Origin of the sequence: Vibrio sp. MACH09, assembly GCF_033238805.1 — a bacterium.
GTDB lineage: Bacteria > Pseudomonadota > Gammaproteobacteria > Enterobacterales > Vibrionaceae > Vibrio.
Genome location: NZ_BSFZ01000001.1, coordinates 299,400 through 320,609, shown reverse-complemented (window position 1 = coordinate 320,609; position 21,210 = coordinate 299,400). Strand labels below are relative to the sequence as shown.

The 21,210-nt window shown below is 41.9% G+C and carries 15 protein-coding genes and 1 riboswitch; of the genes, 5 read left to right on the top strand and 10 right to left on the bottom strand.

Annotation, left to right across the window (positions count from 1 at the left end; genetic code table 11):
- Position 1: 1 nt before the first annotated feature.
- The 9 genes from CHJ_RS01425 to CHJ_RS01385 form a co-directional block, all read right to left on the bottom strand.
- Positions 2-1,729, bottom strand: coding sequence for a GspE/PulE family protein (locus CHJ_RS01425; RefSeq protein ID WP_171752436.1), 1,728 nt, complete (start codon positions 1,727-1,729; stop codon positions 2-4).
- 1 nt (position 1,730) lies between these two features.
- Complete coding sequence (locus CHJ_RS01420; protein ID WP_317916686.1) at positions 1,731-3,053, bottom strand: tetratricopeptide repeat protein; 1,323 nt, start codon at positions 3,051-3,053, stop codon at positions 1,731-1,733.
- A gap of 2 nt (positions 3,054-3,055) precedes the next feature.
- Positions 3,056-3,895, bottom strand: a complete 840-nt coding sequence (locus CHJ_RS01415; protein WP_171752438.1) for an ExeA family protein — start codon at positions 3,893-3,895, stop codon at positions 3,056-3,058.
- Positions 3,896-3,898: 3 nt separating this feature from the next.
- Complete coding sequence (gene mshL / locus CHJ_RS01410; protein ID WP_317916685.1) at positions 3,899-5,551, bottom strand: pilus (MSHA type) biogenesis protein MshL; 1,653 nt, start codon at positions 5,549-5,551, stop codon at positions 3,899-3,901.
- A gap of 15 nt (positions 5,552-5,566) precedes the next feature.
- On the bottom strand, positions 5,567-5,890 hold the full coding sequence (locus tag CHJ_RS01405) for an MSHA biogenesis protein MshK (RefSeq protein WP_171752440.1): 324 nt from the start codon (positions 5,888-5,890) through the stop codon (positions 5,567-5,569).
- Positions 5,883-6,524 carry a type 4a pilus biogenesis protein PilO gene (pilO, locus tag CHJ_RS01400; protein WP_317916684.1) on the bottom strand — a complete coding sequence of 214 codons (642 nt, stop codon included), beginning with the start codon at positions 6,522-6,524 and terminating at the stop codon, positions 5,883-5,885. The genes CHJ_RS01405 and pilO overlap by 8 nt, the downstream gene beginning before the upstream one ends.
- The gene (locus CHJ_RS01395) at positions 6,521-8,056 is read right to left on the bottom strand and encodes a PilN domain-containing protein (RefSeq protein ID WP_317916683.1); all 1,536 of its coding nucleotides are present in this window, start codon (positions 8,054-8,056) and stop codon (positions 6,521-6,523) included. Before CHJ_RS01395 ends, pilO begins: the two co-directional genes overlap by 4 nt.
- Positions 8,057-8,070: 14 nt before the next feature.
- Positions 8,071-10,062, bottom strand: a complete 1,992-nt coding sequence (gene csrD / locus CHJ_RS01390) for an RNase E specificity factor CsrD (protein WP_317916682.1) — start codon at positions 10,060-10,062, stop codon at positions 8,071-8,073.
- Positions 10,063-10,294: 232 nt separating this feature from the next.
- Positions 10,295-10,879: a single-stranded DNA-binding protein gene (locus CHJ_RS01385; RefSeq protein WP_317916681.1), complete on the bottom strand. Its 585-nt coding sequence runs from the start codon at positions 10,877-10,879 to the stop codon at positions 10,295-10,297.
- Between the two features lie 315 nt (positions 10,880-11,194).
- On the opposite strand from CHJ_RS01385, the gene CHJ_RS01380 reads away from it, so the two are divergent.
- From CHJ_RS01380 to CHJ_RS01365, 4 genes are all read left to right on the top strand, one after another.
- Positions 11,195-11,842, top strand: a complete 648-nt coding sequence (locus CHJ_RS01380) for a LuxR C-terminal-related transcriptional regulator (protein WP_317916680.1) — start codon at positions 11,195-11,197, stop codon at positions 11,840-11,842.
- Positions 11,843-12,077: 235 nt separating this feature from the next.
- Complete coding sequence (gene galU, locus CHJ_RS01375; RefSeq protein WP_171752446.1) at positions 12,078-12,950, top strand: UTP--glucose-1-phosphate uridylyltransferase GalU; 873 nt, start codon at positions 12,078-12,080, stop codon at positions 12,948-12,950.
- 236 nt (positions 12,951-13,186) lie between these two features.
- On the top strand, positions 13,187-16,027 hold the full coding sequence (uvrA, locus tag CHJ_RS01370; RefSeq protein ID WP_171752447.1) for an excinuclease ABC subunit UvrA: 2,841 nt from the start codon (positions 13,187-13,189) through the stop codon (positions 16,025-16,027).
- A 109-nt stretch (positions 16,028-16,136) separates the two neighbouring features.
- The gene (locus tag CHJ_RS01365; protein WP_317916679.1) at positions 16,137-17,924 is read left to right on the top strand and encodes a PglL family O-oligosaccharyltransferase; all 1,788 of its coding nucleotides are present in this window, start codon (positions 16,137-16,139) and stop codon (positions 17,922-17,924) included.
- Between the two features lie 91 nt (positions 17,925-18,015).
- On the opposite strand, the gene CHJ_RS01360 is transcribed toward CHJ_RS01365, so the two are convergent.
- Positions 18,016-19,137, bottom strand: a complete 1,122-nt coding sequence (locus CHJ_RS01360) for a pyridoxal-phosphate-dependent aminotransferase family protein (RefSeq protein ID WP_171752449.1) — start codon at positions 19,135-19,137, stop codon at positions 18,016-18,018.
- Positions 19,138-19,481: 344 nt separating this feature from the next.
- Positions 19,482-19,659, top strand: a riboswitch (Lysine riboswitch).
- 104 nt (positions 19,660-19,763) lie between these two features.
- Between CHJ_RS01360 and lysC the strand changes: the two genes are divergently transcribed.
- Positions 19,764-21,137: a lysine-sensitive aspartokinase 3 gene (gene lysC / locus CHJ_RS01355; RefSeq protein WP_317916678.1), complete on the top strand. Its 1,374-nt coding sequence runs from the start codon at positions 19,764-19,766 to the stop codon at positions 21,135-21,137.
- Positions 21,138-21,210 lie beyond the last annotated feature (73 nt).

Sequence of the window (21,210 nt, the reverse complement as noted above, 5' to 3'; positions counted from 1 at the left end):
CTTAGATATAGGTAGGTTCTAAGTGACCGCTTGCATCACCTTCACCAAGGTTCATCACTTCGTCCAAACTAACGACCCCATTTAAAGCCAACTCCATAGCCGAAACCAATAACGGCTTATAGCCGGGAGCTACTCTTGCTCTTTTTGCAAACTCTACCGCATCATTAGCCCGCAAGGCGTCCATCATATCTTCTTGCAGTTCCAGAAATTCAAAAACCCCAATTCGACCACGATAGCCCGTCAAATTACAGTTTTGACAACCGTGACCTTTAGTAAAACTTGCCTCAGACTGATTAGGAAAACGGCTCTCTAGCCAGCTATGTTTCGCCATATCTAACGACTCTGGTTTGGCACAGTCAGGGCATACTTTTCTTACCAGCCGTTGGGCAAGTACCGCACGAACAGAACTGGCAACAAGATAACCCGGCGCTCCCATATCCATCATTCTCAAGGCACTGTCCACCGCATCGTTAGTATGTAATGTACTTAATACTAAGTGACCCGTTAATGCGGCTCTTAATCCAATTTCTACCGTTTCTTGATCTCGCATCTCCCCGACTAGAATGATATCGGGGTCTTGCCGTAGAAATGTTCGTAAAATAGTGGAAAAATCGAGATCGATTTTGGGATTTACTTGGACCTGATTAACCCGAGAAAGTCGATACTCAACAGGATCCTCTGCGGTGATGATTTTTTTAGACGGCTCATTTAGCTCTGATAAAGCACCATATAAGGTCGTGGTCTTTCCTGAACCTGTGGGCCCTGTAACTAAAATCATACCGTGAGGGCGACGAATCTGTCTGCGAAAACGCACTAAGATGTCATCTGGCAGTCCAGAATCTTCTAGCCGTTGAACCCCTGAGGTTTGATTTAATAGACGCATGACTACTGATTCACCTTGCTGAACGGGCATGGTAGACATACGTATATCAACCGACTGTCCCTTCACTCGGATATTAAAACGACCGTCTTGAGGTAGGCGCTTTTCAGATATATCCAAGTTAGCCATAAGCTTAAGTCGTAAGACTAATGCCGGCGCTATATTGATCTCATTTAAAAGGGTTTCATGCAGCACGCCATCAATACGCTGCCGGATACGCAGCTCGTTAATGTCTGGCTCTATATGGATATCCGATGCCCCAACTTGAATGGCATCTTCAAAAAGGGAGTTAATCAGCTTTACTACCGTAACTTCTTCACTATCACCTTCCAACAGCGTACCAAATTCAAAGCTATCTGTGGTTTGGTGCTCTGCTTGCAACTGCTCAGCAAAAGAAGCTATCTCTTTCGTTCTTCGATAATAACGATCAAACCCATCTACCAATTGCTTATCAGAGGCAATGACAAACTCAATTTGGTATTGCGCTAGTTGGCCAAATAAGGATTCTTGTGCCGATAAATCGGCGGGGTCACTCATGGCAACACGTAAATTATTCGCACTCTGGCCAATGACCAAGGCTCGTATTCTACGAGCATGCACTTCAGGTAAAAGTTGAACGGCATCAATATCAATATCAGCGCGACTTAAGTCAATAAGGGGTAAAGAGAGCTGCTGAGATAAAAACTCAAGCATCTGTTTTTCACTGATAAAACCTAACTGAATAAGCGTATCACCAAGCTTTCTTCCGGTCTGTTTCTGCGCAGACAACGCCTGATCCACTTGCTGTTCAGTAACAATGTTCTCTTCTATCAGCAGGTCGCCTAACCTCTTTCTTAACTTAATCTGCACTTTACTCTCCCTGCAAATCTTTCAGCAACGTCAACCGTTCGCGAATAAAAGCCTGAGTCTGCTTGGAGACACCAACTTTATTGATGGCCGCTTGATAAGAATGGTACGCCTTCTGATACTCAAGAGCTCTCTCTTGCTGAATAGCCAAGCCTAACCACCATCGAGCATTGTCTGGCGCTCGCTGGGTTAATATTTGATACGTTTCTGTGGCAATTTCTTGGTTCTTCACTTGCTGAGACAGTGCTGCTCTCAACTCCAAATAGTCAATGTTTACATTGCTAGGCAGATAAACCAACGGGCTCAGCGCCGCTTCGGCTTGACCTTCTTTTATCAGAACTTTTGCCAGAGCGATCCGTAACCCCTGACTTGATTCGTTTAAACGAATACCCTGTTGCAGTACCTCAACCGATCGACGAATATCCTTTTTCCCATAATAAAGGGCAGCCAAGCGCTTACGAGTTTCATCATCATTAGGTTGATACTTTATGGCATTCTCAAACTCTTGAATGGCCTCACTCAACTCATTGCTGTCTAACGCTTTTTTACCTCGCTCAATGGCATTAGCCGACAAAGTATTAGGCGACAACTCGACTTGTTCCACTGCGATCTCACCAAGCGCCGTCTTTTTCGGCGCGACAGCGACTTGAGCCACAACATGTGCAGGCTTACTACTGCTATTTGAAACTGCTGTCGTTTTTTCTACTGCGGTTACCTTTGCTTTTGTAACATCAGTGAGGTTCATTTTTTTTACTTTAGCGGCACTTTCTTGCTGAACATTTGCTTCACCAGCCGTGGCTTTAAGGTCAATTTCCTTAAAGCTCTTCATCTCAGCATCCCGCATTTCAAAGTCATTATCACCATTAGGATAAAGTTGAATCGTTTCAGTAGATGCAAGGCTGACCGTCGGCGATGACGTTAAGTTTTGCTGCGTAACGGTAGAGCTTTCAACCCGTTGTTCCGAAACAGACAGCACTGACTCCGTGGTGGGGGAAGTTGTCGAGCCAGAAACAAGTGAAGTTGTGACTGGTAAAGAGAGCTGTTGCAGTTCATTAACTAAGACCTCTTGCTGTGAAACAGCCCAACTGCCCACTCCGAGACTTAAAACAAAGCCTCCTACTGCCCATACAAGCTTATTACTTTGACGAACATGAGGAATATTCGCTTTGGTCATGTTGTTGGCGGCGAGCGTATTTATGCCGTTAGCCGTGCGATTGCTACTTTCTTGGTTATTGTTCTCTTGGTTATTACTCTCTTGATTATCGCTATCTAAACTCGACGCTTTTTTATCTGCAATGTCGGTTAAGGCACTGTTTATCACACTCATAATTATCTCCAACCCCATAAGTATGGTGCTTTGTGTTTTGGCTTTCGAGCATCAAAAGTATCTTGGATCGCTTCATATATATGGCTATTACGAATTTTCTTCTCTCGCAGACTAAAGGCCAATATAAGTGATTTATGGCAAATTTGATTGATCAACCTTGGTATACCATGGCCCGCGATCCAAATAGATTTTCTCTGTCTCAATGTAAACAGTGGCTCTGTTGCACCACTATTTTCTAGACGAAATTGAATATAAGCACACCCTTCAGAGAGTGTTAATGGTCGCAATTTGGCATTAAAAGTGATTCGCTGCCTAAATTGGCGCATATGATCCTGCTCTAAACGTCTATCCAGTTCAGGCTGTCCAAGTAAAACAATATGCAATAACTTATTTTGTTCAGTCTCAAGGTTGCCAAACAACCGTAAAACTTCTAATGCTTCATCGGTTAAGGCTTGCGCTTCATCAATTAATGCGACGACTTTTTGACCGCTGCTGCAGAGCTCTAACAATCGACTATGAATATTATCCACCATCGCGACGTCATTACTTGTATCTACCTGCAGTTCATTGGCAATGGTTTGACGCAAAGTATCACCAGAAAGTACTGAATTTGGAATGTAGATTAAACTCACTTTATCAACCAATTGATTAATCAACATCCTACAAACCATGGTTTTGCCAGTCCCTACCTCTCCGGTCACTTTGATAATGCCTTCTCCCATCTCTATTGATGACAAAACGGTATTTATCGCTTCATAATGAGGCGGCAGCGCATGAAACAGTTTGGTATTAGGCGTTAAACCAAACGGGTCTTGCTCGAAGCCAAAAAAGTCCTGATACATACCTTACTCAGGGAACCATTCTTGTATTAAATTACGTGAACGTTCTATCTCTTGTTGCCAAGTATTCACACCTACCACCGTAGGTTTTAATAGAATAACCAGTTCCGTTTTTTGAGTTAGCTTAGTTGTATTTCGAAATAGATTACCTAAGCCAGGTATATCGCCCAACCATGGCACTTTTGAGACTTTATCTAGCGTGTTTGATTTCATTAACCCACCAATCACCACCACATCACCATCTTTCGCCCGAATAACGGAGTCGGACTCACGAATAGAGCTTCTCGCCATAGGAGCGTTATTGATAAATTCATAGGTTTTCTCTTCAACATCAATAACCGCAGGGTGCACATGTAGAAGTACATTACCTTTATCATCAATTTGTGGCGTCACATCCAGAGAAATACCAGAGAAAAACGGTGTAAACTCATAATCAATTTGACGTTCATTTTCTCCATTCACCAATACATACTCGATGTTAACATCGGTGACAAAGTACTCATCCACCCCCACTTTAATCACCGCTTTCTGGTTATTGGCGGCAGTCACTCGTGGGCTAGACAGCACATTTAAGTCACCTTGGGTTCCCATAAAACTCAATACGGCTTCAAAGTTCCCATCAGAGATCGTTACGTTCGTCTGACCGCCAAGTAACTCACCAATAGAGTCTTGACCGGGTAGTACCGTAGAGATTGCCGTCCTTGCGATATTTATCGAACCTCCGCCAAGAGTACTGCTTAGGTTCGTCCAGTTAATACCCTGCTGGTAACCATCACTTAATGTCACTTCTAAGATTTTCGCTTCTAAAATAACTTGGCGCTCTAACCTTTGTTGTGAAATATTCAGGAACTGTTTTACTTCTCGGATTTCATCAGGCTTAGCTCTGATGGTGATAACACCTGCTTGCGGGTTAACAACAACACTTCTACCGCCTTCGGTGCCAACCAGTGAACTAATAGACGTTTGCAATTGCTGCCAAAAATCACTCTCATTAATGGTTTCGATCGTCGTACCACCAGTAACCGTCTCCGACGAACTACTGCTGTTATTGTTGCTACTGTTGTTACTGCTATTGGAAGAGCTAGAGTTATTGCTAGAATTATTGTCAGAGTTGTTACTGGAGTTATTGTTATCCCCTTTAGTGGATACGGTACTGGTGGTGATAGACGTCAATGAGCGACCACGTCGTTGGAACTGTAAGTAATCTACCGCTATCGTCTCTGTTCGCATTCCTGCAGGATAAACTTGAACTATTTTTCCATTTTTGACGACATCATAGCCATAAATATCTCGTGTAACGTCAAGCACCTCATCTAAAGTAACATCCGTCAGATTCATGGTGATTTGTCCTACCACACCGGGGTGAATCACCGCGCTATAACCCGTTCCTTTCAGTATGCTGGTAAAAAATGTCGACGCTTCCACCGCATTAGCTTGCACCCTAAATCGTTTTAAAGATGTCGGTGCACTAGATAATGAGTCATTAAATTCGGGCATAAGATCAGCTCGCACGGCTGCGGGCAACTCATCCAAGCTGTTGCTATTAGCATCATTAACGGCTTCGTTAAGTACTTGTTTTATTTCAACAGGATCTCGATGCTCTGTTGAGCTACATCCGAGAATAGATGCCACGATAACTGCCATTACTATCTTGCGCATATTAGCTTTGAATTCCTATTGTTTTATATCTAATGCAAAAAGTGCTAACTGCCACTGAGAGTCTCCCTTAACCACAACCACCTCTTTTGATGTAATGCTTTTCACCTTATAACCAGCTACGTACTGGCCTTGCTCGGCTACTTTATTGTTCAATACGGCATAACATGGAGAAGATTCTCTACAGATGATACTTTGTAAAACAGGGACGCTATGTTCTGTTTTCTGTTTCACTAATGCTTTCGGTGCCGCCCAACTCAAAGGGCGGGTCGGGTCTTGTAAGGCAAAGACGGGTGTAGAGAGCGTCATTACCAAAACGGCCAACAGTATGTTATTAACCACCTATAAACTCCTGCCTAGTCCCTAAAGTGTACACCACCAGCACCAATTTCGCGTTGGGATACTGATCGACCTGATAATCAAAATCACGCCAAAAATAGTCAACCTTCATAGATTCTAATTTGATCAGAAACGCCTGAATATCAAAATACTTACCTGTTAACTCCATTTGTACAGGGTGAATAAAATAATCTGCTTGTTCACCATCACCCGCAATGATGGGCTCTGCAGGCATAGATTTAAGTGATAAAAGAGTTAAGTTATCACTGCTTTGCAGTACGGTTTCCAATAGTGCTGCCATCTCTGACGGAGTGATTAAGCGATCAACGAAATTGGATAACTGTAAAGAGAGCTGTTGGCTATATTGAGATAGCTGTGCCAGTTTGTTGTTGATCTCTTCATCAGGATCAAGACTTAGCTGGTGGTTGGCGGCGGTAATCTCTAATTGCAATCGCTGTTGTTGAGCCGTTTCTAACTGTAATTGCTGTTGCTGGATTTTTTTTACCGCCATTGCAGGCTCAACAAGAAAAGTTAGACTAATAAAGAATATCGCTACAAGCCCCAATATGAATATTAAGCCTTTTTCTCTAGAGGATAGCTGAGTAAACGTCTCATCGAACTGATTCCATAGTTTCATTTCACTTGCTCTCCTATAACCGACTCAACCGTTGTTGGAGTAACCGCTTGAACTTCAGATAGCCCTGTTTGAGTAGAAGGTTCTGATGAGTTAGATAGATCTACTTGAGTAGATAACTCAAAAGTAACCACATTATCTTCATCTCGGACAATGGATAATGTATCAAAGGTTTTCTCTTTCAGGTTTAACTCATGTTTGAATGACTTAACCCAACTTGGAACATTTTCAGGTGATTTGGTCTCACCTTTAAAGTTTAACTGTTTGTTATTCACTTTAATCGCAGAAAGAGAAATGTCATCTCTAGCGAGCTGTGCCAAAGCTTGCATAACTCCGGAATAGCCGACGGTTAGCGCGTCATCAAACTCTTCTATCGCGGAAATTCTCGCTTTTTGATTGTCAATATTGGCTAACCAGCGTTCTGCTGCAACTAATTTTTCTGCGGAGGGAGTATGTTCTAGCAATTTAGCTTGGTTCAGCTCAAGCTCTTCCGCTAGTTGACTATTTTTATTCATTAAAACGTCAAGTTGTTGCTTACTCTGCCGGTTCTGGTAATCAAAATAGCCATAACTACTCAGCATAACCGCAGCCAACACCACCCAAGATAGAGTGACATTTTTTAAGCAGAGCAGCTCAACTTTAGGTTTAAGAAAACTAGGATAGAGATTGATACCTTGTTGAGGTAATTCCTTAATCGCCTGACATAGAATCTGACCACATAACCACTGCTCATATTGAGAAAACAGCAGCACTTTAACACTCAACCGACTAGAAAGTGCCGACAGTAACTCTTCAGAAGACTCTTCATCACAACAGATGAGTAAGTGATTGAGTGGCGTATCTCGCAACTGGGCAGACAGATAATCAATAGAACGCTGCAGTTCTAATGCAATGCTATCAAATTGCAGTTCACTTGATGCATTACCGGTCAAAGGAGCAACCACTCCTCGAATAGAGCGCTGAAAGCGGTTATCCCCATTGGCATAAGCGCCAATTTTAAAATCGCTCTTTATACTGCGACGAAGCAACATAAAATGAGCAATATCATGTTGCGCATGACCCCAAAGTATCTCTTCAGGCACAACTCGATGTAGCATGACTTTCTGTTTATCGAGTTTACTATTTAACGTTAGTATCTGTTTTTTATTAATGACATAGGCCTGAACTTTACGGCCATCAGGCAATAAAGTCGCATCCGCAATAATATCCGTCACTCTCTCTGAGATAAGATCCTTTAGTAAAAAAGGCAAAGCTGACGGCCACTCTTCAATCGGAAGCTCTGGTTTGTCTATTTGATAAATCTGATAGTAGCTCGAAGAAAATGTCACAGTTGCATGACATCCGGAGAAATTGTTTGATGCTAAAACAGCATCTATTGTCTCTTCCCACTGTTTCTCTATAGGAAACCGTAATGGTTCAGCGTTCAAATCTGCCGTATCGGAAAGATAAATAGCATCTTGCTGAATCATAATATGCAGCCGATGATCAACCGATGACGGTGATCTCAATTTGCTTATGATGTCAGTTAAACTCATGATCCCATATTACCTTAATATTTTTTCCGCCAACGATTTCGTCGACCAACTTGAACTTTATCCGCTTTGGGTTTAGGAATGAGTTGAGTTTCTGCTTGAAACATTCTCCCTTGCCCACCATCAACACCCAGCTCCATCAGTGTATGCCACTCTTTACCTGTTTCGACACCAACGGCGATGACTTTAGTTTCTGTCCCTTCACAAGCCCCGATCAAACTACGAATAAACAGTTGGTTCTCTTGACGCTGCTCTATTTTCTTTATCAAGCTTCGGTGAAGTTTTAGATAGTCGATACCGAGGTCTTTAATGTAATGGGTGCTGGTAATGGTTCGCCCAGCTTGATCCACTATCACATCACAGCCTAATCCAGAGATCATTCTGATCACTGGTCGCATAAAATCTAAATGTTTGACTATTGCGCCTTCTACAAACTCAAAGCTTAATTTATTTCGAGTATTCGACGGTAATTGTAGTAGTTCATCCCTTAACCAACGAAAGTGACTTCTCTCTTGAAAAGGTAGCACATGCAGATTAATAGAATAGCATGCTGCTAAATTTGACGCTTTTAGAAAACCAATAATTGTAGAAAAAACCACTTTATCCATTTTCGCTTCGTAGCCTATTTGCTCTACTGCTGCCATATACCGCGAGGCTTTGAGGACACCGACTCCATCATCATTAATTCGTGAAAAAAGTTCGTTGTGCATCAATGTTGTATTGCCATTTGATTGACCAGATAAATAGCAAGACTGTTCGTATATCAATATATTATTGGTTTGGAATGACTTATCAAACAACGTACGCCATCTAACACTCCCTCTTGAGTTATGCGCATGCTCTTTTTTCTGAAATCGACTCCAATTATTATTGTTTTGTAACTGTGCACTTTTTAGCGCGGTATCCACTTCACTTAAAATGTGTCCTCGTCTCTCACCTTCTGAGTACATGGTTATACCAATGTGGCACCAGTTATCTTCTCGCATATCATCCAGTAATGTGAGTTTTTCCAATTGACGAATACACTGAGTCGCAAGAATCGCAATATCTTTACTATTTTGATGAGGAATCAAGAGGGCAAAATCGGATGTGTAATATCGAGCCAGTACAACATCAGGAAAACGTTGCACTATATTTGATATAACGCTACCCACTTCAACAACGAAGTCATCACACTCTTCTTTTGCATAAGTCTCGGTTAGCGAGTCCCATTCGTTAATGCGCAACAGTAACACGCCACCAGAAGAGCCACTTTCTTGCAGTGCGGATTCCAGTTTACTATCAAATAACACCCGATTAGCGGCACCAGTGAGCTGATCTAAAAATGTATGCGTTCGAATAAAGGTATCGAATCGACTACGTTCTTGGCGTGCATCCTGAAGCTCTTCAATCAACTGGTCTAACGCTTGACTCGCAGTATAAGGCCACTCTTTTTCATCCCCTTTGGCATACTGAGCAACCCTACCTGCCAATATCATCCTGCCTCGCTCTTCTAGCAACTCAGAACCACGCAGCTGTACTTTTAACCAACGAACCCCCTGAATTAAACAGAAAACAATCAGAGCGATCGCCAATGTGATGGAAGAGAGAGCACCAAATGAGTAAGTTTGGTCTAAATAGGGTGGTAAGGCTTTAAGGTATAGGGTGTAGCCTTGATTTATGTTTAGTGAATAATCCCTTTCCACCAGTCGGCTTTCATCATAAATGGTCGAGGTATCAATAAACTGATAAATAGAGCCAGCAGAAGAGGCGATATCCATCTCAACTATATTACTGTTCTTTAACAACTTTGGTAACCAGCTCTGCATCGCTGCCACTTTGTCGCCACTAATCATCTCTTCATCAACAACAGAGACAATTCCATCCAAGTATCGGTTCATATATTCATGACCCACACTTCTATATGACAGCGTCCCACCAATAAACAGTATGCCAATAGCACTTACCACAATAATGGTGACAAAAGCGGTTAATCGCGTGCTTAACTTTAATGTAGGGGTATGTCGCATGAATAATAAAGTCCTTTTCTACCCAAGCGGATTATTGTTGGTTTTATTAATTATCTATTATGCCCAAGTAACGTCAAAATATTTGTTCAGCGAGAATGTCAGAGCTCTTGAGGTCACATTGATATAAGTATCATGCGATTGATGGGTTTTGTGAATGGAGAAATAGAGATATTTACTAACCGGAGTCCCAAATATGAAAAAAGCTACTAAAAAGTAGCTTTTTTCTGGCATTTTAAAACGGAATATCGTCGTCAAAGTCCATTGGTGGTTCATTATATTGCTGTTGCGGCTGCTGTTGTGGCGCTGGTTTTGGTGCAGCTTGGCTTTGCATTGGCTGTTGCTGAACAGGTTGCTGCTGAGCGGGTTGCTGAACCGGTTGTTGGGGTTGGCCCCAACCTCCTTGCTGCTGTTGCTGTTGAGGTTGGCCTCCCATTGGAGCACCTTGACCTTGGCCCTGATTTTGACCACGACTACCTAACAGCTGCATTTGACCTGTTGGCCATTGAACAACCACTTCTGTTGTATAACGATCTTGTCCAGACTGATCTTGCCATTTGCGAGTTTGTAGTTGGCCTTCAACATAAACCTGCGAACCTTTACGAAGGTACTCACCAGCAATTTCTGCAGTTTTACCAAATAGCGCAACACGGTGCCATTCAGTTTTTTCTCGTTGCTCACCACTGGTTTTATCACGCCAAGACTCTGATGTAGCAATGGTTATATTCGCAATTGCATTACCATTTGCGGCATAACGAACCTCAGGATCAGCGCCAAGGTTTCCCATTATAATTACTTTGTTCACTCCACGGCTTGCCATGATCCGCTCCGTCTAAAATCTATCTAAAAAATTGGAAGGCAAGGATAGCATGATTACTATTCATCCCTCAAACCCCATACATCAATTCTCTTCTTACTGCATACAAAATCGTCAACCTTCTCTCTATATTCGCTCTTTCTCTCACTAAACTTTTCGAGCCAATACACAATTTGTTGAAACTAAAAGAGAACAACTACGACAACAAGCTGAAATAAAACGCATTCTTTACATTTTAGTATGAGAATTAATCACTAATTGACCAAAACGGAAGTAACGTATTTGCCATCATTACGATTAACTAAATAGTACCCTTAAATGATTAAAGTCGACTATTTGCTGCTAATTCGCCCTGTAAGTACTCATATGACAGTGCCTTTAAACCTCGCCAACCTCAATACACCCACACGACAAAAAATAGAGACCATCGAAGTCTCATGGCAAGAAATAACGGAATATATTACACATGAATATAACTACTTATTACTGATGGATTTCCACGCAAAAGATGAAGCAATATTATACGTAAACCAGCAGCTATATATTCATCATAACTGTTATCTGGTCATTTATAACTCTCCATTGAAGGTCTCCAGCATAGAACTGGCACCACTCGCTAACTTACGCGGTTTGTTCTATCTGACCACCAGCCCAAAGCAGATAACAAAAGGAATTGAAAAGCTTGTAGCTGGAAAGTACGCCTTACCCAAAGAAATTATTGAGTCGCTATTTGAGTGTTATCAATCAACCACCGTCCACTTTGGCAACCCATATGCTTTAAAGCTCACGCCAAAAGAAAAAAATGTACTGAACACACTTAAAAAGGGGATGTCTAATTTTCAACTAGCTGACGCGTTAAACTTAAGCGAATACACGGTTAAATCTCACCTGTATAATATTTTCAAAAAGATAAAAGTGAAAAACCGCTATCAGGCCATTGTCTGGGCGCAGAAATATTTACCTTAACCTTCAGGTTGAAATAGAGAGCTAAGCAAAAAATTAACCAAACCATCTAACATTAAACAAACTATATAATTCACAGAATTATTATCATCAACGGGGCAATAACTTTATTTAACCAGAGAATGTCGGTTTCTGCTGCTAATCAAACTAGAGCACAATGTCGATTTACTCCCCCATATCAATGATGATATTGTTCCGTCATATTCCTCGATATCTATTTAATAATAAGGGCTTTACCATGATTAAGAAGTGTCTTTTCCCCGCGGCAGGTTATGGAACTCGTTTTTTACCCGCGACTAAATCCATGCCTAAAGAGATGATGCCAGTGGTGAATAAACCTCTTATAGAATACGGTGTAGAAGAAGCAATTGAAGCAGGGATGAACGGTATATGCATAGTCACTGGACGTGGAAAAAACGCTCTTTTTGACCATTTTGATAAGAATTATGAGCTTGAACATCAAATTAGCGGTACAAATAAAGAAGAATTGCTTTTTGATATACGTCGAATAATGGATGCCGCTAACTTCACCTATATACGACAACGAGAGATGAAAGGATTAGGCCACGCCATCTTAACTGGCAGAGAGTTGGTAGGAGAAGAACCATTCGCTGTTGTATTAGCAGATGACCTTTGCGTCAATGAAGAAGGCCAAGGTGTGCTTGCACAGATGAGTGCACTGTACAAACAGTTCCGCTGCTCTATTGTCGCCGTACAAGAAGTCCCGAAAGAAGACATTCACAAATATGGTGTTATTGCCGGAGAGATGATTAAAGATGACATCTTCCGCGTTGACGATATGGTCGAAAAACCAGAGCCAGGAACTGAACCAAGCAACTTAGCCATCATAGGCCGATATATACTGACACCTGATATTTTTGAGCTGATTGAAAATACGCAACCAGGTAAAGGTGGCGAAATTCAGATTACCGATGCTTTGTTAAAACAAGCTCAATCAGGCTGTGTACTGGCGTATAAATTTAAAGGGACACGTTTTGATTGTGGTAGCGTCGATGGTTACATCGAAGCCACCAACTTTTGTTACCAAAACCTATACAAAAAAGATCAGCAAAAGTTAGAGCTTGACCAGATGTCGACCGAAAAATCATAACCACTCTATCGGATTGATTTCACCATAAACGCAATTCCATTATTCACCTCACAAGTACACATTGTGAGGTGAATTTATTTATAGACTTAGCTAACTTCTACATACTGAGTATAAAACAGGCTTAATAACTGCTTCACTCCCCCTTGCTGTTATAACTGTTTTTTTATACAGTATTTATTGCGGAATATTTTTTCTGTGCGATACTGGAAAAATTGAAAGAAAATTGAGCTGAGTTTATGGACCAAATAGAAGTACGGGGTGCTAGAACCCATAATTTAAAAAATATTAATTTAACCATCCCTAGAGATAAACTCACTGTCATTACAGGGTTATCAGGTTCAGGAAAGTCCTCTTTAGCCTTTGATACTTTATATGCAGAAGGACAGAGACGCTACGTTGAGTCATTGTCTGCCTATGCCCGCCAATTTTTATCATTGATGGAGAAACCCGATGTTGATCATATTGAAGGGCTCTCTCCAGCGATATCCATCGAACAGAAATCAACATCTCATAACCCTCGTTCAACCGTCGGGACAATTACCGAAGTTTATGACTACCTGCGTCTTCTATACGCCAGAGTAGGAGAACCAAGATGCCCCGACCATAAACAGCCATTAGCTGCCCAAACCATTAGTCAAATGGTGGATAAGGTATTAGAACTACCGGAAGGTTCTAAATTAATGTTACTGGCCCCTATTGTGAAAGAGCGCAAAGGGGAACATGTTAAAACCCTAGAAAACCTTTCAGCACAAGGGTTTATTCGAGCTAGAATTGATGGAGAAACATGTGATTTATCCGATCCTCCAACGTTAGAGCTGCATAAAAAACACACCATTGAAGTAGTCGTAGATCGTTTTAAAGTCCGCAAAGACTTACAGCAACGTCTCGCTGAGTCATTCGAAACAACGCTTGAACTGTCCGGCGGAATTGCAGCAATTACTTGGATGGATGATAAAAGCAAAGAAGATATTATCTTTTCCGCTAACTTTGCCTGTTCCCATTGTGGTTACAGCATGCAAGAGTTAGAACCTCGTCTATTTTCATTTAATAACCCAGCTGGTGCTTGCCCTACCTGCGATGGTCTAGGTGTACAACAATACTTTGATCCTGACAGAGTCATTCATGACGAAAATCTGTCAATTGCAGAAGGGGCAATAAAAGGCTGGGATCAAAAAAATTATTATTATTTTCAAATGCTCTCTTCTCTTGCTGAGCATTACAGCTTTGATCTTCATGCTCCTTTTAAATCACTACCAAGCAAGATTAAACAGGTGGTTTTAAAAGGCTCTGGTCGAACAGAAGTTGAATTTAAATACATTAATGACCGAGGTGATATCCGAGTAAAACGTCACCCATTTGAAGGCATTCTCAATACCCTAGAAAGACGTTACCGAGATACTGAATCCAACGCCGTTCGAGAAGACCTAACCAAATACATCTCTACAAAATCATGTGCTACATGTGATGGCACCCGTTTACGGGTTGAAGCGAGAAACGTCTTTGTCGCAGATACGCCACTCCCCTCTATTGTCGAGATGAGCATTAGCGAAGCGTTGGACTTTTTTCACTCCTTAGAATTAACAGGCCAGCGAGCACAGATAGCAGAAAAGGTGATGAAAGAGATCAATGATCGCTTACACTTTTTGGTTAATGTTGGCCTCAATTATCTCAATTTATCTCGTAGTGCCGAAACCCTGTCAGGGGGAGAAGCACAACGTATAAGACTTGCGAGCCAAATCGGAGCGGGGTTAGTGGGCGTTATGTATGTGTTAGATGAACCTTCCATTGGTTTACATCAACGAGATAACGAACGATTACTTAAAACACTTACTCATTTACGAGATCTCGGCAACACCGTTTTGGTGGTTGAACATGATGAAGATGCGATCAGATCCGCCGATCATGTTATTGATATTGGTCCCGGCGCTGGCATTCATGGAGGCAGTGTGGTTGCTGAAGGAACCATGCAGGATATTATCGATACTCCGGATTCGTTAACTGGGCAATATTTAAGTGGCCAAAAATCTATCGCGATTCCACAGCAAAGAACACCGCGGGACCCTAAAAAAACCGTCGAACTTGTTGGTGCGACAGGAAACAACCTGAAAGATGTTACTTTGTCTTTACCTGTCGGTTTGTTCAGTTGTATCACGGGCGTTTCAGGCTCAGGAAAATCAACACTAATTAACGATACTTTTTACAAAATTGCACAAACCCATTTAAATGGTGCCACCACGGCCGAAGCATCTCCTTATAAGAAAATTGAAGGCTTAGCGCACTTTGATAAGGTTATCGATATTGATCAAAGCCCAATAGGTAGAACACCAAGATCTAACCCTGCCACTTATACCGGTATATTCACCCCAATTAGAGAACTGTTTTCCGGTACTCAAGAGTCTCGTTCTAGAGGCTATAAGCCCGGCCGGTTCAGCTTTAATGTTCGAGGCGGGCGTTGCGAAGCTTGTCAGGGGGATGGTGTAATAAAAGTTGAAATGCACTTTTTACCCGATGTTTATGTACCTTGTGATGTATGTAAAGGGAAGCGCTATAATAGAGAAACACTGGAAGTGCGCTATAAAGGAAAAAGCATTGATGAAGTGTTAGAACTAACCGTTGAAGATGCAAGAACCTTTTTTGATCCTGTGCCAGTTATAGCGAGAAAACTTCAGACATTGATGGACGTTGGTTTGTCGTATATCCGGTTAGGCCAAGCTGCCACCACTTTATCTGGCGGTGAAGCTCAACGGGTCAAATTAGCAAGAGAGCTTTCTAAACGAGATACAGGGCAAACTCTCTATATATTAGATGAACCGACCACTGGGTTACATTTCCATGATATCCAGCAACTGCTAAATGTATTGCATCGATTACGAGATCACGGCAATACTGTTGTAGTGATTGAACACAACCTTGATGTAATTAAAACAGCGGATTGGATCATCGATCTCGGCCCTGAAGGTGGTCAAGGTGGAGGGGAAATCATTGCCGAAGGCGTACCTGAAGAGGTAGTGAAAGTAAAAGGCTCTCACACTGCACGATTCTTAGCTCCTTTGTTAACTGGTTCTGACAGCGCATAGAAGTTATGTATCTCAAGATCAGTTGGGTATGATGAAATAAAAAAAAAAGGTAAGATAAGCAGTAACTTCAGAAGCGAGCGATAGCTCGCTTTTTAATAGGAAAGTAGCAATGGCAATCATTCACCTTAGCGGAACGCGCTTAGCGCCTCAAAAACCTAAGGCACCATTGAATCGTCGATTTATGTACGCTATAGGTTTTGTCTTCCTTATAGCGTCGCATTTTTATATTGCTAATCTCGGCGGTTTAGGGCTTGCTCTTCCTTTTAATAATGCCACATGGTTTGGCTTAAGCTGGGTGTTCGCCATTGGAATCTACCAAATGGCGCTATCAAAGCAGATTCGCTATTCCAAATTGACCATTGGCTTACTCATTAGCTGCCTTATCATTTCAATACCACTGTTTTTCTCTTCACCGCCAAACTTACCTTCTGTTCTACCACGAATAGCAGGGCTATGGTTGGGCTGGCTGTTATTCGTTATTTTGCAGCAATTCTCACTAAGTAATGCCCATAAACAGAGGTTGCTGTGGTTTATTATTTTGGCCGTCTGTATAGAAGCTTTACTCGCTTATGTGCAGTTTTTTGTACTAAATCATCAAGCTATCATCACCCTTGATGATTCACTAAAACAACCTTTTGGTATCTTCCAGAATATCAATGCGATGAGTAGCTTTCTGGCCACTGGCTTAGTTTTATCCGGATACTTGCTCGCCAGACAACAACGAAAATATGGAGAAAAACTGTCACGAACAGCGCTTCTTTATATTATGCCGTTAATTACCGTCCCTTTAATTACACTGCTTGCATCTCGTATCGGCTGGATTATCTCACTGGTTAGTGTACTGCTTATCGTTCCCTACCTTTACCGATTTTCAACTAAAAAACGCTTTATTGGCTGGTCTTTTGCTCTCTTGGCGGGAATCTGTTTAGGGGGAATATTGGCCTTTTCTTCGGGCAATCTTAGTTCTCTCAGCGGTGAAAAACCGATTGAAAGTGCAAGGCTAACAGTACTGCCTCAAGCGATAGATATGTTTATCGAGAAGCCATTTACTGGTTATGGTTTAGGTCAATTCGAATCTGAATACCTTTTATATACCGCGAGGCAACATCAGCTCAACTCAAATTATCCAGTCGCAATAGAGGATGTAACTCATCCTTTTAATGAGGTACTTTTCTGGGGTATTGAAGGAGGATTAATTCCTGTCATAGGTATTATCCTTGCGGCACTTTTTGTTCTATTTAAAATCAGTTCAACACGCAAAGGGACACGGCTCGCTATTTTATCACTACTCATGCCTATCGCTTTGCATGCTCAGCTCGAAAACCCTTTTTATCAATCATCCATACACTGGATTACCTTCATCGTCCTGATTTTTTGGGTTGACCAAAGAACGGCAAAATATAAGCACTATGGTATTCGAACCACCAGCGTCCACTTTTTTAAAGCGACAAGCGTCATTTTACCTGTTTTGTTAATCAGTTATATGACTTTATCTTTACACACTAACTATCAGCTAAAGCAGTTTGCTCAGTCCTACCCAAAAAGAATGGAACTACTTGATAACATTATCTATTCAGGAACATTTAAACAGGAAGTGAACTGGCAAATACACAGCAACCAGCTAAAAAGTGGCTTGGTAAATAAACAGCTCGATAAAGTTGTTGGCTATATCGAATGGTCACTGGATAGTATTCAACAGACACCAAGCTCTAAACTCTATAAGAGCCTTATTCTGGCGTACCTAGGTGTAGGAGAAGTAAGTAAAGCGGAACAGATTCGGGACGAAGCGAGCTACCTTTACCCTCAGCAAGATTTCTCGGTCATCCATATTGATCCCGTATTCAATATTCAACCCGCAGATAAAAACAAAGATAACAGCGAAGATAAGAAAGCATAAAATACCACTGCCTTTGTGACTTATCCTCACTATAAATCTACAGGATAATCACCAGAATCTTAGTGGTGATTATCCTATCATGGGCGATGAATTACTCGTTTAGGGTCTCTTCTAATGCCTTAAGGCATAGTGCAACATTTTCACTTCGAGCCGCGTATCCCATTAAACCAATACGCCACGCTTTACCTGCTAAAGCGCCTAAACCGGCACCAATTTCTAAATTATATTGCTGAAGAAGATGAGAGCGAACCGCGGCATCATCGACACCTTCAGGGATATAAATAGCATTCAACTGCGGTAAACGATAAGGTTCATCAACAACAAATGAAACACCGAGCGCTTCTAAGCCATGCTTAAGCTTATTGTGCATAGTCTTATGGCGATTCCATGCATTCTCGAGCCCTTCATTCTTAAGTAGCAACAACGCTTCATGTAGAGCGTATAAGCTATTTACCGGAGCAGTATGATGATAACTACGTTTTCCATCACCACTCCAATATCCTAACACCAAGCTTTGATCCAAAAACCAGCTTTGAATGGGTTCTTTTCGTTGCTGAATCTTATCGATAGCGGCCTGAGAAAACGTAAGTGGCGAAAGTCCGGGAACACACGAAAGACATTTTTGACTGCCCGAGTAAACGGCATCCAGCTGCCATTCATCCACCAGCAGAGGAACACCCCCAAGTGAAGTTACCGCATCGACAATAGTCAGTACTTGTCTCTCTTTCGCTAAACGAGCCAATGACTGTGCATCACTTAATGCACCTGTCGACGTCTCGGCATGAACAAATGCTAGAGCCTTAACATCGGGATTAGCATCCAACGCAGCAGCTACTTTTTCAACACTGACAGGGCTGCCCCACTCATCATCGACAACAATCGCTTCCCCGCCGCAACGAACGACATTCTCACGCATTCGTTCGCCAAATACTCCATTACGACAGACAATGACCTTATCGCCCGGTTCAACTAGGTTAACAAAACACGCTTCCATACCAGCGCTACCCGGAGCTGAAACCGCGATAGTGAACTCATTTTCTGTTTGAAAAGCGTATTTCAAAAGCTGCTTTAACTCATCCATCATAGCGACGAAGAGCGGATCTAGATGCCCAATCGTTGGACGACTGAGAGCTTGCAACACCTGCGGGTATATATCTGATGGCCCTGGCCCCATTAATGTTCTTTGAGGAGGGATAAAGCTTTGTATGGTCATAATCAGTCCTTTCTAACAATTAGTCCTTTCTAAAAATAGCGGTCATTTATAATTATTAACTACCCGTTATATCCCCCTCAAATATTTCGAATAAATAGGGAACTACGATAGGTAAACCTCACAACAATACTAACTAAACCGCCTATCGAGAGATATAGGTTCACTAGCCTAAAGGAAAATATCTCTTTCAACAATGCGACTCAAGTCTAGTGGTCTAACCAGAAATTTAATCCGTGAATATTCTTTGACTAAAAATTCATTTAGCCATTGACTTTTATGCTGCAAAAACGTTCAATGAAGAAGATTGAGTTAACCGACACTATGTTGTTAATTCCGTCAGCTTTGATAGCAGAAGAGGAGCATTGCCCAGGCAGGTGTTATTGTGGAGCCTCAACTCCAATACATAACATTTATGGGGAGCAATGCCGAGATGAGTATTTAGTGAGTGTAAATATTTGTCGGTTGTGTAGGCTGAATCCTGCCAACTGTCGCCAGAGTATCTGGTGAAGAGCTTCTGAGGTATATTGCTTTTATCACGCTTTCCCCTCTGCTCTTATATTCTCTTCTCGGTTACATCGCAATTATCGCTTAGTAATAATTACTGAATATTCAATTTTATGGATGAAATGATAGGGAGAAACGCCGTGAGCGCATTCAATGTAGCGAAGTTTGGTGGCACAAGTGTTGCCAACTTTGAATCCATGAGCCGTTGTGCAGCCATTATAGAAAACAACCCCAACACGAGATTGGTGGTAAGTAGTGCCTGCTCAGGAGTAACAAATCTACTTGTTGAGCTTGCAAATGGTACCAGTTCAGAACGACGAAAAGCGCTGCTGAGTCAATTGGCAGAAATTCATGACAGCATAATTGATGAACTCGCGGATCCTTTGCAAACAGAAAGAGACGTGCACCTTTTACTGCAAGATGTCGCAATGGTTGCTGAACAAGCGGCGATTCAACCCAGCGATCAATTAACGGATCATCTGGTCGCAAGTGGCGAACTGATGTCGACCCATATCTTAACTCAGATTATGAGAGAGCGAGGTATCGAAGCTGTCCGATTTGATATACGCGATATTATGAAAACATCTGCCGTGTTTGGTAAAGCAGAACCCAATTTAATCGAAATATCTAAGCTTGCTAAACAGAAACTGGTTCCTCTATGCAATGACCATGTTGTGATTACACAAGGGTTTATCGGCTCTGATGACGCGGGAAATACCACAACATTGGGCAGAGGCGGAAGCGATTACAGTGCGGCTTTAATCGCAGAATCGGTTGAAGCCAAAGGATTAGAAATATGGACGGATGTTCCTGGAATATACACAACCGATCCAAGAATCGCCCCAAAAGCCACTCCTATCGCAGAAATTAGCTTTAGTGAAGCGTCTGAGATGGCCAATTTCGGAGCTAAAATACTTCATCCATCTACGTTACTTCCTGCCTTGCGCCATCAAATTCCAGTGTTTGTCGGCTCTTCTAAAGCTCCAGAAAAAGGAGGCACATGGATCAAGGAACAAGTCAGCAGCGCTCCACTCTTTCGAGCTGTCGCCCTTCGCTGCAATCAAACTATGGTGACATTGCATAGTCCAAATATGTTCCATGCCTACGGCTTCCTGGCTGAAGTATTTAAGATTTTGGCTAAGTATAAAATCTCCGTTGACCTGATAACAACATCAGAAGTGAGTGTCTCGCTAACATTAGATCAAACAAATACTTCCGGCGGCTCTCCCGAGCTTCCCCATCAAGCGCAACAGGAGCTAGAACAGCTTTGCAGTGTAGAAGTAGAACAGGATCTCTGTCTGGTTGCTCTGATAGGTAACAATATGAGTGAGTGTAAAGGGTACGCTAAAAAAGTATTTGGTACTCTTGAAGATATTAACTTACGTATGATCTGCTATGGTGCGAGTCAACACAATCTATGCTTCTTAGTTCGTTCAACTGATTCAAGACGTTCAATTCAGTTATTACATAAAGAGTTATTTGAACTTAGAGAATAGTGACGGTATTAATTTGGGGCTATATGACCAGTCATACAGCCCAACTCAAAGAATAAAAAATGGGCAAAATGCC

Excerpts from the sequence above, each read along its gene's own strand:
- csrD (WP_317916682.1), bottom strand. The coding sequence starts at position 10,062 with ATGCGACATACCCCTACATTAAAGTTAAGCACGCGATTAACCGCTTTT.
- CHJ_RS01395 (WP_317916683.1), bottom strand. The coding sequence starts at position 8,056 with ATGAGTTTAACTGACATCATAAGCAAATTGAGATCACCGTCATCGGTT.
- CHJ_RS01415 (WP_171752438.1), bottom strand. The coding sequence starts at position 3,895 with ATGTATCAGGACTTTTTTGGCTTCGAGCAAGACCCGTTTGGTTTAACG.
- CHJ_RS01380 (WP_317916680.1), top strand. The coding sequence starts at position 11,195 with ATGATTAAAGTCGACTATTTGCTGCTAATTCGCCCTGTAAGTACTCAT.
- mshL (WP_317916685.1), bottom strand. The coding sequence starts at position 5,551 with ATGCGCAAGATAGTAATGGCAGTTATCGTGGCATCTATTCTCGGATGT.
- CHJ_RS01365 (WP_317916679.1), top strand. The coding sequence starts at position 16,137 with ATGGCAATCATTCACCTTAGCGGAACGCGCTTAGCGCCTCAAAAACCT.
- uvrA (WP_171752447.1), top strand. The coding sequence starts at position 13,187 with ATGGACCAAATAGAAGTACGGGGTGCTAGAACCCATAATTTAAAAAAT.
- galU (WP_171752446.1), top strand. The coding sequence starts at position 12,078 with ATGATTAAGAAGTGTCTTTTCCCCGCGGCAGGTTATGGAACTCGTTTT.
- pilO (WP_317916684.1), bottom strand. The coding sequence starts at position 6,524 with ATGAAACTATGGAATCAGTTCGATGAGACGTTTACTCAGCTATCCTCT.
- lysC (WP_317916678.1), top strand. The coding sequence starts at position 19,764 with ATGATAGGGAGAAACGCCGTGAGCGCATTCAATGTAGCGAAGTTTGGT.
- CHJ_RS01420 (WP_317916686.1), bottom strand. The coding sequence starts at position 3,053 with ATGAGTGTGATAAACAGTGCCTTAACCGACATTGCAGATAAAAAAGCG.
- CHJ_RS01385 (WP_317916681.1), bottom strand. The coding sequence starts at position 10,879 with ATGGCAAGCCGTGGAGTGAACAAAGTAATTATAATGGGAAACCTTGGC.
- CHJ_RS01360 (WP_171752449.1), bottom strand. The coding sequence starts at position 19,137 with ATGACCATACAAAGCTTTATCCCTCCTCAAAGAACATTAATGGGGCCA.